Annotated in this window: 17 protein-coding genes; 11 read left to right on the top strand and 6 right to left on the bottom strand. The window is 68.1% G+C overall.

What is annotated here, in order from left to right; translation table 11 throughout:
• The first annotated feature begins 176 nt into the window (after window positions 1-176).
• From B4920_RS16730 to B4920_RS16690, 9 genes are all read left to right on the top strand, one after another.
• Window positions 177-1,019 (top strand): urease accessory protein UreD, encoded by an 843-nt coding sequence (locus tag B4920_RS16730; RefSeq protein ID WP_254050968.1) that lies wholly within the window; start codon window positions 177-179, stop codon window positions 1,017-1,019.
• Between the two features lie 97 nt (window positions 1,020-1,116).
• On the top strand, window positions 1,117-1,419 hold the full coding sequence (ureA, locus tag B4920_RS16725; RefSeq protein ID WP_079435773.1) for an urease subunit gamma: 303 nt from the start codon (window positions 1,117-1,119) through the stop codon (window positions 1,417-1,419).
• A 9-nt stretch (window positions 1,420-1,428) separates the two neighbouring features.
• The gene (locus tag B4920_RS29760) at window positions 1,429-1,734 is read left to right on the top strand and encodes an urease subunit beta (RefSeq protein ID WP_079435772.1); all 306 of its coding nucleotides are present in this window, start codon (window positions 1,429-1,431) and stop codon (window positions 1,732-1,734) included.
• On the top strand, window positions 1,735-3,435 hold the full coding sequence (gene ureC / locus B4920_RS16715; RefSeq protein WP_079435771.1) for an urease subunit alpha: 1,701 nt from the start codon (window positions 1,735-1,737) through the stop codon (window positions 3,433-3,435).
• Window positions 3,436-3,438: 3 nt separating this feature from the next.
• On the top strand, window positions 3,439-3,915 hold the full coding sequence (ureE, locus tag B4920_RS16710; protein ID WP_079435770.1) for an urease accessory protein UreE: 477 nt from the start codon (window positions 3,439-3,441) through the stop codon (window positions 3,913-3,915).
• A 25-nt stretch (window positions 3,916-3,940) separates the two neighbouring features.
• Window positions 3,941-4,609 (top strand): urease accessory protein UreF, encoded by a 669-nt coding sequence (locus B4920_RS16705; RefSeq protein ID WP_079435798.1) that lies wholly within the window; start codon window positions 3,941-3,943, stop codon window positions 4,607-4,609.
• Window positions 4,610-4,621: 12 nt separating this feature from the next.
• Window positions 4,622-5,905, top strand: coding sequence for a patatin-like phospholipase family protein (locus B4920_RS16700; protein WP_161493322.1), 1,284 nt, complete (start codon window positions 4,622-4,624; stop codon window positions 5,903-5,905).
• Between the two features lie 55 nt (window positions 5,906-5,960).
• Window positions 5,961-6,575 (top strand): urease accessory protein UreG, encoded by a 615-nt coding sequence (gene ureG, locus B4920_RS16695; RefSeq protein ID WP_079435768.1) that lies wholly within the window; start codon window positions 5,961-5,963, stop codon window positions 6,573-6,575.
• Between the two features lie 156 nt (window positions 6,576-6,731).
• The gene (locus B4920_RS16690; protein ID WP_079435767.1) at window positions 6,732-7,178 is read left to right on the top strand and encodes a MaoC family dehydratase; all 447 of its coding nucleotides are present in this window, start codon (window positions 6,732-6,734) and stop codon (window positions 7,176-7,178) included.
• A 90-nt stretch (window positions 7,179-7,268) separates the two neighbouring features.
• On the opposite strand, the gene B4920_RS16685 is transcribed toward B4920_RS16690, so the two are convergent.
• The gene (locus tag B4920_RS16685) at window positions 7,269-8,228 is read right to left on the bottom strand and encodes a LysR substrate-binding domain-containing protein (RefSeq protein WP_079435766.1); all 960 of its coding nucleotides are present in this window, start codon (window positions 8,226-8,228) and stop codon (window positions 7,269-7,271) included.
• A gap of 104 nt (window positions 8,229-8,332) precedes the next feature.
• Here B4920_RS16685 and B4920_RS16680 point away from each other — a divergent pair, with 104 nt between their 5' ends.
• Together B4920_RS16680 and B4920_RS16675 are read left to right on the top strand one after the other, a co-directional pair.
• Entirely contained in the window at window positions 8,333-9,034 is a 702-nt protein-coding gene (locus tag B4920_RS16680; protein ID WP_079435765.1) for a pirin family protein, read from the top strand.
• Between the two features lie 41 nt (window positions 9,035-9,075).
• On the top strand, window positions 9,076-9,759 hold the full coding sequence (locus tag B4920_RS16675) for an alpha/beta hydrolase (RefSeq protein ID WP_079435764.1): 684 nt from the start codon (window positions 9,076-9,078) through the stop codon (window positions 9,757-9,759).
• 106 nt (window positions 9,760-9,865) lie between these two features.
• Here B4920_RS16675 and nifM read toward each other — a convergent pair whose 3' ends face one another.
• From nifM to cysE, 5 genes are read right to left on the bottom strand one after another with little or no spacing between them, the layout of a single operon-like run.
• Complete coding sequence (gene nifM, locus B4920_RS16670; RefSeq protein WP_079435763.1) at window positions 9,866-10,765, bottom strand: nitrogen fixation protein NifM; 900 nt, start codon at window positions 10,763-10,765, stop codon at window positions 9,866-9,868.
• Entirely contained in the window at window positions 10,762-11,253 is a 492-nt protein-coding gene (locus B4920_RS16665) for a nitrogen fixation protein NifZ (RefSeq protein ID WP_079435762.1), read from the bottom strand. The genes nifM and B4920_RS16665 overlap by 4 nt, the downstream gene beginning before the upstream one ends.
• Before the next feature lie 24 nt (window positions 11,254-11,277).
• Window positions 11,278-11,610, bottom strand: coding sequence for a nitrogenase-stabilizing/protective protein NifW (gene nifW / locus B4920_RS16660; protein WP_079435761.1), 333 nt, complete (start codon window positions 11,608-11,610; stop codon window positions 11,278-11,280).
• Window positions 11,611-11,637: 27 nt separating this feature from the next.
• Window positions 11,638-12,171, bottom strand: a complete 534-nt coding sequence (locus B4920_RS16655; protein WP_079435760.1) for a hypothetical protein — start codon at window positions 12,169-12,171, stop codon at window positions 11,638-11,640.
• 7 nt (window positions 12,172-12,178) lie between these two features.
• A complete protein-coding gene (gene cysE / locus B4920_RS16650) occupies window positions 12,179-12,895 on the bottom strand; it encodes a serine O-acetyltransferase (RefSeq protein ID WP_216819911.1) in 717 nt (238 codons plus the stop codon).
• Window positions 12,896-12,911 lie beyond the last annotated feature (16 nt).

The following is a 12,911-nucleotide window of genomic DNA, read 5'->3' as shown; positions in this document are numbered from 1 at the left end:
AACCATTTTGGTGCATAGTCCGCGCCCCGCGTTGCGGCCCACGGGTGCCGGGTTTGGCGCCATAAACTGGGCATTCACCCCGAAACCCTGTATTCATGCGGTTCTCCGGCATAGCGTTTGCTAATCTCAAGACCATGTTGCTCGCTCCCTGCCCTCCCGCCGAATCGAAAGCGTCATTGCGCCCCGACGCCGGCCACCACCTGAGCTGGCGCGCGCGCCTCGAGCTGGGCTTCGACGCCACGCCCGACGGCCGCACGGTGCTGGCCCACCGCCTGCACGAAGGCCCGCTGCGGGTGCAGAAGGCGCTCTACCCGGAAGGGCCGGCGGTGTGCCATGCCTTGATGCTGCATCCGCCGGCCGGCATCGCCGGCGGGGACGCGCTTACCGTGCAGGTGAGGGTGGGTGCGGGCGCTCATGCGCTGGTCACCACGCCGGGCGCCGGCAAGTGGTATCGCAGCCAGGGGCCGCTGGCCACGCAGCGGCTGAACTTCGCGGTGGCGGCGGGGGGCGTGTTCGAATGGCTGCCGCAGGAGAGCATCGTCTTCGACCGGGTGCGCGGCTTCACCGAGACCACGGTGCGCCTGCACGGCGATGCAGTGTTCGTCGGGCTGGACTTGCTGTGCCTCGGGCGCACCGCGTCCGGCGAGCGGCTGACCGCCGGCAGCCTGCGCCTGGCCTCGCGCATCGAGCGGGACGGGCGGTTGATCTGGAGCGAGCAGGGCGTCATCGAAGGCGGTTCGCGTCTGCTCGACTCGCCGGTCGGCCTGCGTGGCCAGCCGGTCACCGGCACGTTGCTGGTGGCGGCGGAGGGCATCGACACCGCGCTGCTGGAGACCTGCCGGGCGGTAGTGCCGACGGTGGGCGAGGGCGGCGTGACGCGCCTGCCGGGCCTGCTGGTGGCGCGCTACCTGGGGCCGGCCGCCGAGCCGGCGCGGGCCTGGTTCGTGGCCCTGTGGGCGGCGCTGCGCCCGGTGCTGGCCGGCCGTCCTGCCGAGGTGCCACGGATCTGGCATACGTGATATCGGTTTTTGGCAATGGCCGCCGCCGCGGCCGTGCAACTATCATTTCCGGCGCCGGCCAGCGGGCCGCGCCGACCGAAAGAGAAAGGGCTCCCGAATGGAACTGACCCCCCGCGAAAAAGACAAGCTGCTGATCTTCACCGCCGGCCTGCTGGCCGAGCGGCGCAAGGCCCGCGGCCTCAAGCTCAACTACCCGGAGGCGGTGGCCTACATCAGCGCCGCCCTCCTCGAAGGTGCCCGCGACGGTCGCACGGTGGCCGAGCTGATGAACTACGGCACCACGCTGCTGACCCGCGCCGACGTGATGGAGGGGGTGCCCGAGCTGATCCCCGAGATCCAGGTGGAAGCCACCTTTCCCGACGGCACCAAGCTCGTCACCGTCCACCAACCCATCGTCTGAGGTCCGCTCATGATCCCCGGTGAAATCGACACCCTAGACGGCGAGCTGGCGCTCAACGTCGGCCGCGCCACGCTGACTCTCGTGGTCGCCAATACCGGCGACCGGCCGATCCAGGTCGGTTCCCACTACCACTTCGCCGAGACCAACGCGGCGCTGGACTTCGACCGCGCCGCCGCGCGGGGCTTCCGCCTCAACATCGCGGCCGGCACCGCGGTGCGCTTCGAGCCGGGCCAGACCCGCACCGTCGAGCTGGTGGCGCTGGATGGCGACCGCAAGGTCTTCGGTTTCAACGCTCACGTGATGGGAGCCCTGTAAATGGCCAAGATCTCGCGCCGCGCTTACGCGGAAATGTTCGGCCCGACGGTGGGCGACCGGGTGCGCCTGGCCGACACCGAGCTGTGGATCGAGGTGGAGAAGGACTACACGATCTACGGCGAGGAGGTGAAGTTCGGCGGCGGCAAGGTGATCCGCGACGGCATGGGCCAGGGCCAGCGCCTGGCGGCCGAAGTGGCCGACACCGTCATCACTAACGCGCTGATCCTCGACCACTGGGGCATCGTCAAGGCCGACATCGGCCTCAAGAACGGGCGCATCAGCGCCATCGGCAAGGCCGGCAACCCGGACATTCAGCCGGGCGTCACCATCGCCATCGGCGCGGCCACCGAGGTGATCGCCGGCGAGGGGATGATCGTCACCGCCGGCGGCATCGACACCCACATCCATTTCATCTGCCCGCAGCAGATCGAGGAGGCGCTGATGAGCGGCGTCACCACGATGATCGGCGGCGGCACCGGGCCGGCCACCGGCACCTATGCCACCACCTGCACGCCGGGGCCGTGGCACATCGCGCGCATGCTGCAGGCGGCGGACGCCTTCCCGATGAACCTCGGTTTTCTGGGCAAGGGCAACGTCAGCCTGCCCGATCCGCTGCGCGAGCAGGTCGAGGCCGGCGTCATCGGCCTCAAGCTGCACGAGGACTGGGGCACCACGCCGGCCGCCATCGACAACTGCCTGTCGGTGGCCGAGGAAATGGATATCCAGGTGGCGATCCACACCGACACGCTGAATGAATCCGGCTTCGTCGAGACCACCGCGGCGGCCTTCAAGGGGCGCAGCATCCATACTTTCCATACCGAAGGGGCGGGCGGCGGCCACGCGCCGGACATCGTCAAGCTGGCCGGGCTGTCGAACGTGCTGCCCAGCTCCACCAATCCGACCCGGCCCTACACCGTCAATACCATCGACGAGCACCTGGACATGCTGATGGTGTGCCACCACCTCGATCCGGCGATTGCCGAGGACGTGGCCTTCGCCGAGAGCCGCATCCGCCGCGAGACCATCGCCGCCGAGGACATCCTGCACGACATCGGCGCGCTGTCTATGTTCTCGTCCGACTCCCAGGCCATGGGCCGGGTCGGCGAGGTGATCATCCGCACGTGGCAGACGGCGCACAAGATGAAGGTCCAGCGCGGCGCGCTGGCCGAGGACACGGCGCGCAGCGACAACTTCCGCGCCAAGCGCTACATCGCCAAATACACCATCAACCCGGCCATCACCCACGGCATCAGCCACGTCGTCGGCTCCATCGAGCCGGGCAAGCTGGCCGACCTGGTGATCTGGAAGCCGGCCTTCTTCGGCGTCAAGCCGAGCCTGATCCTGAAGGGTGGCATGATCGCCGCGGCGGCCATGGGCGACGCCAACGCGTCCATCCCGACGCCGCAGCCGGTGCATTACAAGCCGATGTTCGGCGCCTTCGGCGGCGGCCTCAAGACGGCGCTGACCTTCGTGTCCCAGGCCGCGCTGGCCAACGGCGCGCTGGAGGGCCTCGGTCTCGCCAAGCCGCTGGAGGCCGTACGCGGCATCCGTAGCGTCACCAAGGCGGCGATGATCCACAACAACTGGCAGGGCGACATCACCGTCGATCCGGAAACCTACGAGGTCCGCGCCGCCGGCGAACTGCTCACCTGCGAACCGGCCTCGGTGCTGCCGATGGCCCAACGTTACTTCCTGTTCTGAACCATGCTGCTGATCGAAAACATCTACACCGGCGACGCCGCGCCCACCGCGCGCCTGCAACTCGACTTCGACGCCCGCACCAAGAGCCGCCTGCGCACGCGCCTGGCGGACGGCGAGGAGGTCGGCCTGTTCCTGCCCCGCGGCACCATCCTGCGCGGCGGCAACCGCCTGCAGGCCCAGGACGGGCGCATCGTCGAGGTGGTGTCGGCGCCGGAGGAACTGCTGGAGGCGCGCTGCGCCGACGCCTCGGCGCTGGCCCGCGTCGCCTACCACCTGGGCAACCGCCACGTGGCGGTGCAGGTCGGCGACGGCTGGTTGCGCATCCAGACCGATCACGTGCTGAAAACCATGCTGGTCGGCCTCGGCGCCGAGGTCAGCAGCCTGTCCGCCGCCTTCGAGCCGGAAGCCGGCGCCTACGCCCACGGCCATCACCACGCCGAGCGCGGGGCGACGGAAGCCAGGATCCACCAGTACAAGTAGGAGAGCACGGGTGAGCCTGCCGCTGATGCGCCTGTTGCAGCTGGTCAGCCCCGCGCTGCCGGTGGGCGCCTACACCTATTCGCAGGGCTTGGAGTGGGTCGTCGATTGCGGCGCGGTGAAGAGCGAGGCCCAGGTCGGCGAGTGGATCGGCGACGCGCTGGCCGGCGCCTTCGGCGGCTATGAGCTGCCGCTGCTGGCCCGCCTACAGGACGCCTGGCGGGCCGGTGACGACGGCCAGGTGGCGGCGCTCAACGCCCGCTGCCTGGCCAGCCGCGAGACTTCCGAGCTGCGCGCCGAGACGGTGCAGATGGGCTACTCGCTGGTCCGCCTGCTGGTGGATCTGCCGGCCTTCGCCGAGCAGCCCGGCTGGGTGGCGCGGCTGAAGGCGGTGGACGAGCCGGCCTTCCCGACCGCCTGGGCCGCCGCCGCGGTGGCCTGGCAGGTGCCGGCGGCGGATGCGCTGGGCGGCTACGCCTGGGCCTGGCTGGAGAACATGGTGATGGCGGCGGTGAAGGCCGTGCCCCTCGGCCAGGCCGCCGGCCAGCGCCTGCTGTCTTCCCTGGCGGCACAGGTGCCGGAGCGGGTCGCCGACGCGCTGCAGCGGCCGCCGGAGGCCTGGTCCAACTTCCAGCCGGGACTGGCGATTGCCAGTTGCCGCCACGAGACGCAGTATTCCCGTCTGTTCCGTTCCTGAGAGTCCTGCATCGTGACTGCCCGTGCCGACGACGTTCCCCGTCTCGCCATCGCCTGCCAGGGCGGCGGCGCCCACACCGCCTTCACGGCGGGGGTGCTGGCCTACCTGTTCCTGTCCTTCGAGCATTTCCGCCGGGAAGGCCAGGAGAACCGCTGGTTCCGCCTGCAGGGCCTGTCCGGCACCTCGGGCGGGGCGCTCACCGCGGCGCTGGCGTGGAGCCAGGCCGACAGTTGGGCCACTGGTGCCCGCCGGGTGCTGCATTACTGGAACCGCAACAAGGCCAGCCTCGAGCTGGCCGGCAAGGCGCCCCTGTGGTGGGGCGAATACTTCACCAACAAGGCCGCGCAGTTCGCGCTGTCGCTGCAGGACTGGCTGCCGGACGTGAGCGTGCCACCGTCGCCGTACGTGTCGGCCTTGTTGCAGGCCCGCATGAAGGACGACCTGCGCGCCACCGTCGGGCTGTCGGCGGGGGCGGAACGCTTCTTCGGCCGGGATGGGCTGGATCTCTTCGTCGGCGCGGTGGATGTGCTCGGCTACCCCGACCATCCCCAGAGCGCCTTCCGCACTTTTCCGGAGCGGCCGGGCGCCGGCATCCGCCTCGACGAGCTCCTCGCCAGCGCGTGCATCCCCGAACTCTTCGTCGCCGGGCCGCTGGAGGTGGACAGCCGCAGCCGGCCGGGCCACCGCGAGGCGCGCTTCTTCTGGGACGGGCTGTACTCCCAGAACCCGCCGATCAACGATTTTTTCATCAACCGCCCGCGGGACGACAAGCCCGACCTGCTGTGGGTGGTGCAGATCAACCCCAACCAGTACGGGGGCAGCGCCTGCGGCCCGGTGACCCCGTCCGAGCAGATCGACCGGCGCAACGAGCTGTCCGGCAACCTGTCCCTCGGCCAGGAGCTGCGCAGCATCGACGTGGTGAACAAGATCGCCACCCAGCTGTCCGGGCTGCGCAAGCTGCCGGCGGACCTGGCCGACTACAAGCGGGTTACCGTCAGCGTCGTAGGCCTCGGCGAGCGGCCGCGCAAGGACTTTGCCGGTGTGCGCCTCGACTACGCGTCCAAACTCAACCGGGACCCCGCTTTCATCGACGCGCTGATCGCCGAAGGCATTGCCGCGGCGGCCGAGGCGGCCTGCGGCGGACAGCTGCTGCAGCCCCACCCGAGCATGAGCCGGCAGCACTGCCGCTGCGATTTCTCCAACCCGGACTGGCCCGACCCCCGCGACCTGGCGGCCTTCCTGGCCGACGATCCGGCCCTGGCCCGCCAGTGGGCGGTACTGGCCGCGTCGGCCTGAACCCGGCCGGGCTCCGAACCCCATCTCCAGAACTCAAAAAGAAGGAAAACGCTCCATGAAAGGCCAACCCCTCCGCGTCGGCATCGGCGGCCCCGTCGGCTCCGGCAAGACCGCCCTGACCCTGGCCCTGTGCCAGGCCCTGCGCGACAAGTACGACCTGTGTGTGGTGACCAACGACATTTACACCGCCGAGGACGCCCAGTTCCTGGTGCGCAACGAGGCCCTCACGCCCGAGCGCATCATCGGCGTGGAAACCGGCGGCTGCCCGCATACGGCGATCCGCGAGGATGCTTCGATCAACCTTGAGGCGGTGGATCGCCTGATCCGCCTGTTCCCGGATGTGGAGCTGATCTTCGTCGAGTCCGGCGGCGACAACCTGGCGGCGACCTTCTCGCCGGAACTGTCCGACCTGACGATCTACGTCATCGACGTGTCCGCCGGCGACAAGATTCCGCGCAAGGGCGGGCCGGGCATCACCAAGAGCGATCTGCTGGTGATCAACAAGATCGACCTGGCGCCGCTGGTCGGTGCGTCGCTGGAAGTGATGGACCGGGATGCCAGGAAGATGCGCGGTGAGCGGCCCTTCATTTTCAGCAATTTGAAGACCGGTCAGGGGCTTGCCGACATCATCGCCTTCATCGAACGTCAAGGATTGTTGAAAGACGCCTGAAAGCGGCTGAAACCCTTATTGCGTGCGGATTCCGTAACACGATTGGAGTATGCTGGAAACCACGTGGGCGGCCTGGGGAGGAGCCAGGCCGCCCACGATTTTCCAACGGTTCGCATACCCACAATCAAGACCAAAACACACAGAAGGGAACAGTCGATGAGCGAAGAAAAGCAGAACTTCGAGGAATACTACGGCTACAAGTACGAGGAGTTGTTCGTCGGGCAGAGCGCCGTGTATGCGCGCACCGTCACCGAGGCCGACATCCTGGCTTTCGCGGGCGTGACCGGCGACTTCAACCCTGTGCACGTCAATGAGGAACTGGCGGCGTCCACCATGTTCGGCGGCCGTATCGCCCACGGCATGCTGTCGGCCGGCTTCATCTCCACCGTGTTCGGCATGAAGCTGCCGGGGCCGGGCTGCATCTACCTGTCCCAGAGCCTGAAGTTCAAGGCGCCGGTGAAGATCGGCGACACCGTCACGGTGCGCTGCACGATCAAGGAACTCACCCCCGAGAAGCGCAAGGCCAAGTTCGACACCGTCGCCACGGTGAAGGGCAAGGTCGTGCTCGAAGGCGAGGCGGACATCATGGTGCCGGCCCGCTGAGCGGAAGCTGAGCTGACTTGAGCAAGCGGGCTGGCCTTGGGCCGGCCCGTTTCGTTTTAGGGGCTGCCTTGTCGGGCTGCCGGTGGTGAGTCAGCTGCGGGAGGCGGCTGGGCCGTCGAGCAGGGCCTGGCGGGTCAGCGGCTGGCCGAGACGTTCCAGCCACCAGACCAGGGCTTTGCCCATGCGGTTGGCGGGTGTCTTGCGCCAGGCGTAGCTCACGTGGATGCGGCGCTCGTCACGCTCGACCCGCAAGGCCACCAGGCGGCCGGTGTCCACGTAGGGGCGGGCCAGGCATTCGGGCAGGAAGCCAACGCCGAGGCCGCGTAGCTGGGCTTCCAGCTTGGCCGGCATGCTGGCCACGGTGAACACGTCCTGGCCGCCGAGCAGGCCGACGGTGAGCCCATCGCCGTGGCGCACCGAGTCGGCGACCGCCACGGCCCGGTGGCGATGGATCGTCGCGTCGCTGAGGGGCTCGGTTTCGCGGGCCAGCGGATGGTGGGGCGCCACCACGAAGATGAAGCGCTGGCTGCCCAGCGGCTGGCTCTGGAAACCCGGCCCGACCGGTGATTCGGTGACCACGCCGAGGGCCAGGTCGGCCTGGCCGGAGCTGAGGGCCTCCAGCGTGCCGGACAGGGTCTCGTCGCGCAGACGCAGGCGGGTCGGTGGATCGAGGGCGAGGAAGTCCTGACACAGTTCCAACAGCGTCGTGCGGTTGATGATGCTGTCCACGGCGAGCGTGAAGCTGGCCTCCCAGCCGGTGGCCACGCGGCGCACCCGGTTGGCAATGGCATCGATCTCGGCGAGCAGACGGCCGCCTTCGCGCAGCAGTTCGCGGCCGGCCTCGGTGAGCCTGGCCTGGCGCGAGCTGCGGTCGAACAGCAGCACGTCCAGCGCATCCTCGATGCGTCGTACCCGGTAGGTGAGGGCGCTCGGTACCAGCCCGCAGGCGCGCGCCGCGGCGGCGAAGCTGCCGGCATCGGCGATGGCCTGCAGCATGGCCAGTGCGTCGGGCGTCAGAAGATCCCGCGGGGTTGGGCGGTTTTGGGGCATGAGTGCGCTCATCGTTCAAACGGTTTGAATGATGACATCAAATGGCATCAGCTGTTCCCGGTCTGCCGGGCGCTACAGTGGAGCCATCAACCAAGGAGGTCTCCATGCTTACCCTGCGCAAATCCCAGGATCGCGGCCACGCCGACCACGGTTGGCTGAAGAGCCAGCATTCCTTCTCCTTCGCCGGCTACTACGATCCCGCCCACGTGGGCTGGGGCAACCTGCTGGTCATCAACGAGGATCGCATCGCGCCGGGCACCGGCTTCGGCACCCACGGCCACCAGAACATGGAGATTGTCAGCTACGTGATGTCCGGCTCGCTGGCCCACAAGGACAGCATGGGCAATGGCACGGTGATTCCGCCGGGCGACGTGCAGCGGATGAGCGCCGGCAGCGGCGTGCGCCACAGCGAGTTCAACCACGCGACGGATTCGGTGACGCACTTCCTGCAGATCTGGATCGAGCCGAACCAGCTGGGCATCGCGCCGGGCTACGAGCAGAAGACCTTTGCGGACGCCGAGAAGCGCGGTCGCCTGCGCCTGGTGGCCTCGCCCGACGGTGCCGACGGTTCGGTGCTGATCCACGCCGATGCGCGGCTCTACGCCGGCCTGCTGGATGGCGCCGAAGCGGCGACGTTGACGCTGGACCCGGCCCGCAAGGCCTACGTGTTCCTCATCCGAGGCGCGCTGAGCGTCAATGGCCAGCGTCTGGAGGCCGGCGATGCGGCGCTGCTGGCCAATGAAGACGTGGTGGCGCTGACGGCGGGACGCGATGCCGAAGTGCTGGTCTTCGATCTGGCGCCGTAACGGCTGACAACCCTCAACAACATCAAACAGGAACGACACGCATGAACGCAGCTCTCACCCTTCCGCCGCTGATCGACGACCTGAGCCTGTCCTACCGCCTGCGCCCGGCCGATGGCCCGGCGCAGGGCCTGGTGATCCTGCTGCACGGCGTTGGCAGCAACGAGGCCTCCATGGCCGGCCTGGCGGCCTTGCTGCCGGCGTCGCTGGCGGTGGCGCTGGTGCGCTCGCCGATCGCCCTCGGTCCGTCGGCGTTCTGTGCCTTCCAGGTCAGCTTTACTGCCAACGGCCCAGTGATCGACGTGGAGGCGGCAGAAGTGAGCCGCGGCAAGCTAGTGGTTTTTGTCGCCGACCTGCAGGCACGCCTCGGCATCCCGGCCACCCGCAGCGTGGTGGCCGGCTTCAGCCAAGGCGGCATCATGTCGGCGAGCCTGGCGCTGACCCATCCGGACAGCGTGGCCGGCTTTGCCATTTTGTCCGGGCGCATCCTGCCGGAGATTGCCCCACTGCTCGCCCCGGCCACCGAACTGGCCGGCCTGCAGGCGCTGGTGACCCACGGCAGCTTCGACAACACGCTGCCTGTGGCCTGGGCCGAGCGCAGCGATCAATGGCTGGGCGAACTTGGGGTGAAACTCGAATCCCATCGCTACCCGGCGGGCCACGAGATCACGCCGGACATGGCGCGGGACTTCGTCGGCTGGGTGGCGCGCGTGCTGCCGGCCGTCTGATCGGCACGCCACAAAAAAAGTGGGGACCCGAGGGTCCCCAAAAGTGCGCTCCAAGCCTGGAGAAGATGAGTGCCGCCACTCATCCCCTCCGATTCCTACATTCGTTTCAGTGCTCCTGCAGGGCTTCCGCCTCCCTGGCTTTGGCGGTAGCCGCCTCCTGCAATTCCTTCAACCAGCCGTGCTGGCACAGCTTGCGGCGGTTCTGTTCCATGACCAGGCGGATGCGCGGTGCCACCTCGGCGTAGGGCGCCACGCCCTCCGCGCGGATGCTGTCGCAGCGGACGATGTGATAGCCCAGCTCGGACTCCACGACCTCCGACAGTTCCCCCACCGCCTTGGCGGCGAACAGCGCGGCGTCGAGCGCCGGGTAGAGCTTGCCGCGGTCCACCTCGCCGATCGTGCCGCCGTTCATCGCGGTCGGGCATTCCGAATGCTTCAGGGCCTGTTCCGCGAAGCGCTTCGGGTCCTTCAGCAGGCGCTTGCGGATCTCGTTGATCTTCTTCAGGGCCAGCGCGGGGGTGTTCTCCGGCAGGTCCGGGTTGATCGTGACGAGGATGTGCGAGGCGCCACGCCTCTCGGTGCGCATGAACTGCTCGCGATGCATGTGGTAGAAGATCTGCACGTCCAGTTCGGCCACCTTGGCGGACTTGGCCGACACCCGGTCGAGGACCGCTTCCACCTTCAGCTCCCGCTGCAGCGCAGAGGTCAGCAGGGCCTCGTCGAGGTTCTGTGCGGCCAGTGCGTCGACAAAATCCTGTTCGGATTCGTAGCGTCCGCGGATCTCCTGGAACGCGTCGTCCAGCGTGCGCTGGGGCACCACGACGCCCTGGGCTTCCGGCGCGGTGAGCACCAGGGTCTCGATGTCGAGCTGCTTCTTCGCAACCTGGCGCACATGGCGCAGTTCCCGCTCGGACAGCTCGCCCGGCATCTTCTCGTAGATGCCGTGGGCCGTCTTGAAGACCAGGTAGGGCAGGGTGGTGTCGGGGACGCCGGCCAGCGTGCTCATGACACGTCCTCCTTGCTCTCTTCCGCGTCGATCTCGCTGCCCTGTTCTTCCAGCGGCAGGGTTTCGAGGGCGCTTTCCGGCACCTGCAGTACCCAGCCGGGTACGTGCAGGTGGTACTGGACGCCGCCGGGCAGGTCGCGCAGCACGCGCAGGATCTCGCCCTTGGTACCGGGCTCGGCGCGGATCTCGCCGCCGACCGCGAGGGTGATTGCGCAGCGCACCTTCTCGCGGACTTCGAACTTGCTGTCCACCCAGTGCTCGTCCTCGCCGAGGAGTTCTTCCTCCCGGCAGCCGACGATCATGTCTTCCTGCAGGAAGTACACCGAGTAGATGAGTTGGTCCTGCAGATAGCTGCCCACGTCGCGGACGATGCCCATCGAGCCGCGGCGAATGAGGAAGTCACCGACTTCCTTGCCGGGAAAAGTGCCGTCGTTGCGCACGTTGCGCGTGACGCGGACAGTCTGGCCGTACTCGAAGCGGGGAAGCATGATGGTTCTCCTGGACGGTCGGCGTCAGACCTTGGGACTACTCAGGCTTTCCAGCGGCACGAAGGAGGTGCCGGCGGCCTTCTGAAGGACCACGAAGACGCGCTCGGTGAGGGCGTCCGACTGCACGAAGTCCAGGTAGGCCTGGGTCAGCCACTGGGTGTAGAAGGCGCGTGCCGACGTTTCGTCGGCAGGGGCGGGGCCCTGGGCTTTGATGTAGTTGTGGTAGCGCTGGAGGATGTGCAGGCGGTTCACCTGTACCGTCTTGGCGTCGTACTCCACGCCGAAGTAGTCGAGAAACTCCTCGGCCGACGAAAGGTCTTCGAGGGCTTCTTCCAGGGTGAGATCAACGTCACTCATGATGGGCTCCTAGGCTACGGTTGGGGTTCAGATTGAATGGGCCGCGAAATCGACGACCACGATGTTGCCGCTGGCGCGGATCTGGGCGACCTCGATGAGGGGACGCACGCCGAGGCGGTCGCGCTCATCCACGTCGGCGAGCTTGCCGAGCATCGCCAGGGCATCGGCGATGCGCTGCTGGCGCAGGGCCAGCACGGCCTTGGCCTTGAGGGACAGCAGCCAGAAGCGGGCCGCGGTGGCGGCGCTTTCCAGGCCGGCCTTGACCTGCTCGACGGTCAGTTCGCGCCAGTCCGCCGGGTAGCCGATGCCGTCGCCGGAGATCGCCAGCGCCTTGTCGGCGATGATGTCGGCGGCGTCGAGGCGGGTCTGGTAGAAGTAGTAGCGGTACAGGGCGACGATGACTTCCAGGTGGCGTGGCGCCAGCTCCTCGGCGCGCAGCAGCAGCGCCTCGGCCTCGGGCTCCGGGTACAGGTTGGAGGCCTCGTTGATCAGCGCCGTCACCTCGGGGGCGATCGGGTCGTCGAAGTACAGCGGGCCGGCGTCGAAGTCGAGCAGATCCATGATGGCCTCAGTGTTCTTCCTTGGCGGACTGGATCATCGAACTGCAGTCGCAGTTGTCGGTGCATTCGCCACACTCTTCCGGGTCGAGCCCGGCGGCGGCCATGCGCGACTCGAGCACCTTGACCCGGTCGAGCAGACAGGCCAGCGCCTTGCCGACCGGATCGGGCACCAGGTGATGATCCAGGTCCAGCCCGTCGGGGCCGCGGCGGCCTTCGCTGCGCACGATGCGGCCGGGGATGCCGACCACCGTGCGGTCGGCCGGCACGTCCTTCACAACCACTGAATTGGCGCCGACGCGGACCCGTTCGCCGATGGTGATCGGGCCGAGGATCTTGGCGCCGGCTCCCACCACGACACCGCTCGAGAGGGTGGGGTGGCGCTTGCCTTTGCGCCAGGAGGTGCCGCCGAGGGTGACCCCGTGGTAAAGCGTGACGTCGTGGCCGATTTCGGCGGTTTCGCCGATGACGACCCCGGCGCCGTGGTCGATGAAGAGGCGGCGGCCGATTGTCGCGGCCGGGTGGATATCCACATTGGTCAACATCCGGGAAAAGAACTGGAGGACCCGGGCCGGATAACGCAGGCCGCGGCTCCACAGGGCATGGCCGACGCGGTAGGCCATGATGGCGTGCACGCCGGGGTAGGTGGTCAGCACTTCCCAGCGGCTGCGGGCGGCCGGGTCGCGGCTCATCACCGAGTCGATGTCTTCCTTGAGCAGGGAGAACAGGCCCTGGGGCGCTTCG

Source organism: Zoogloea sp. LCSB751 (assembly GCF_002028455.1).
Taxonomy (GTDB): Bacteria; Pseudomonadota; Gammaproteobacteria; order Burkholderiales; family Rhodocyclaceae; genus Zoogloea.
The sequence above is the reverse complement of the archived record's forward strand: the minus strand, read 5'-3'. Positions and strand labels throughout refer to the sequence as shown.

Bases quoted from the DNA above. Each gene is read 5' to 3' on its own strand.
- ureA (WP_079435773.1), top strand. From the start codon at position 1,117: ATGGAACTGACCCCCCGCGAAAAAGACAAGCTGCTGATCTTCACCGCC.
- B4920_RS29760 (WP_079435772.1), top strand. From the start codon at position 1,429: ATGATCCCCGGTGAAATCGACACCCTAGACGGCGAGCTGGCGCTCAAC.
- ureC (WP_079435771.1), top strand. From the start codon at position 1,735: ATGGCCAAGATCTCGCGCCGCGCTTACGCGGAAATGTTCGGCCCGACG.
- ureE (WP_079435770.1), top strand. From the start codon at position 3,439: ATGCTGCTGATCGAAAACATCTACACCGGCGACGCCGCGCCCACCGCG.
- B4920_RS16705 (WP_079435798.1), top strand. From the start codon at position 3,941: ATGCGCCTGTTGCAGCTGGTCAGCCCCGCGCTGCCGGTGGGCGCCTAC.
- ureG (WP_079435768.1), top strand. From the start codon at position 5,961: ATGAAAGGCCAACCCCTCCGCGTCGGCATCGGCGGCCCCGTCGGCTCC.
- B4920_RS16690 (WP_079435767.1), top strand. From the start codon at position 6,732: ATGAGCGAAGAAAAGCAGAACTTCGAGGAATACTACGGCTACAAGTAC.
- B4920_RS16685 (WP_079435766.1), bottom strand. From the start codon at position 8,228: ATGCCCCAAAACCGCCCAACCCCGCGGGATCTTCTGACGCCCGACGCA.
- B4920_RS16680 (WP_079435765.1), top strand. From the start codon at position 8,333: ATGCTTACCCTGCGCAAATCCCAGGATCGCGGCCACGCCGACCACGGT.
- B4920_RS16675 (WP_079435764.1), top strand. From the start codon at position 9,076: ATGAACGCAGCTCTCACCCTTCCGCCGCTGATCGACGACCTGAGCCTG.
- nifM (WP_079435763.1), bottom strand. From the start codon at position 10,765: ATGAGCACGCTGGCCGGCGTCCCCGACACCACCCTGCCCTACCTGGTC.
- B4920_RS16665 (WP_079435762.1), bottom strand. From the start codon at position 11,253: ATGCTTCCCCGCTTCGAGTACGGCCAGACTGTCCGCGTCACGCGCAAC.
- nifW (WP_079435761.1), bottom strand. From the start codon at position 11,610: ATGAGTGACGTTGATCTCACCCTGGAAGAAGCCCTCGAAGACCTTTCG.
- B4920_RS16655 (WP_079435760.1), bottom strand. From the start codon at position 12,171: ATGGATCTGCTCGACTTCGACGCCGGCCCGCTGTACTTCGACGACCCG.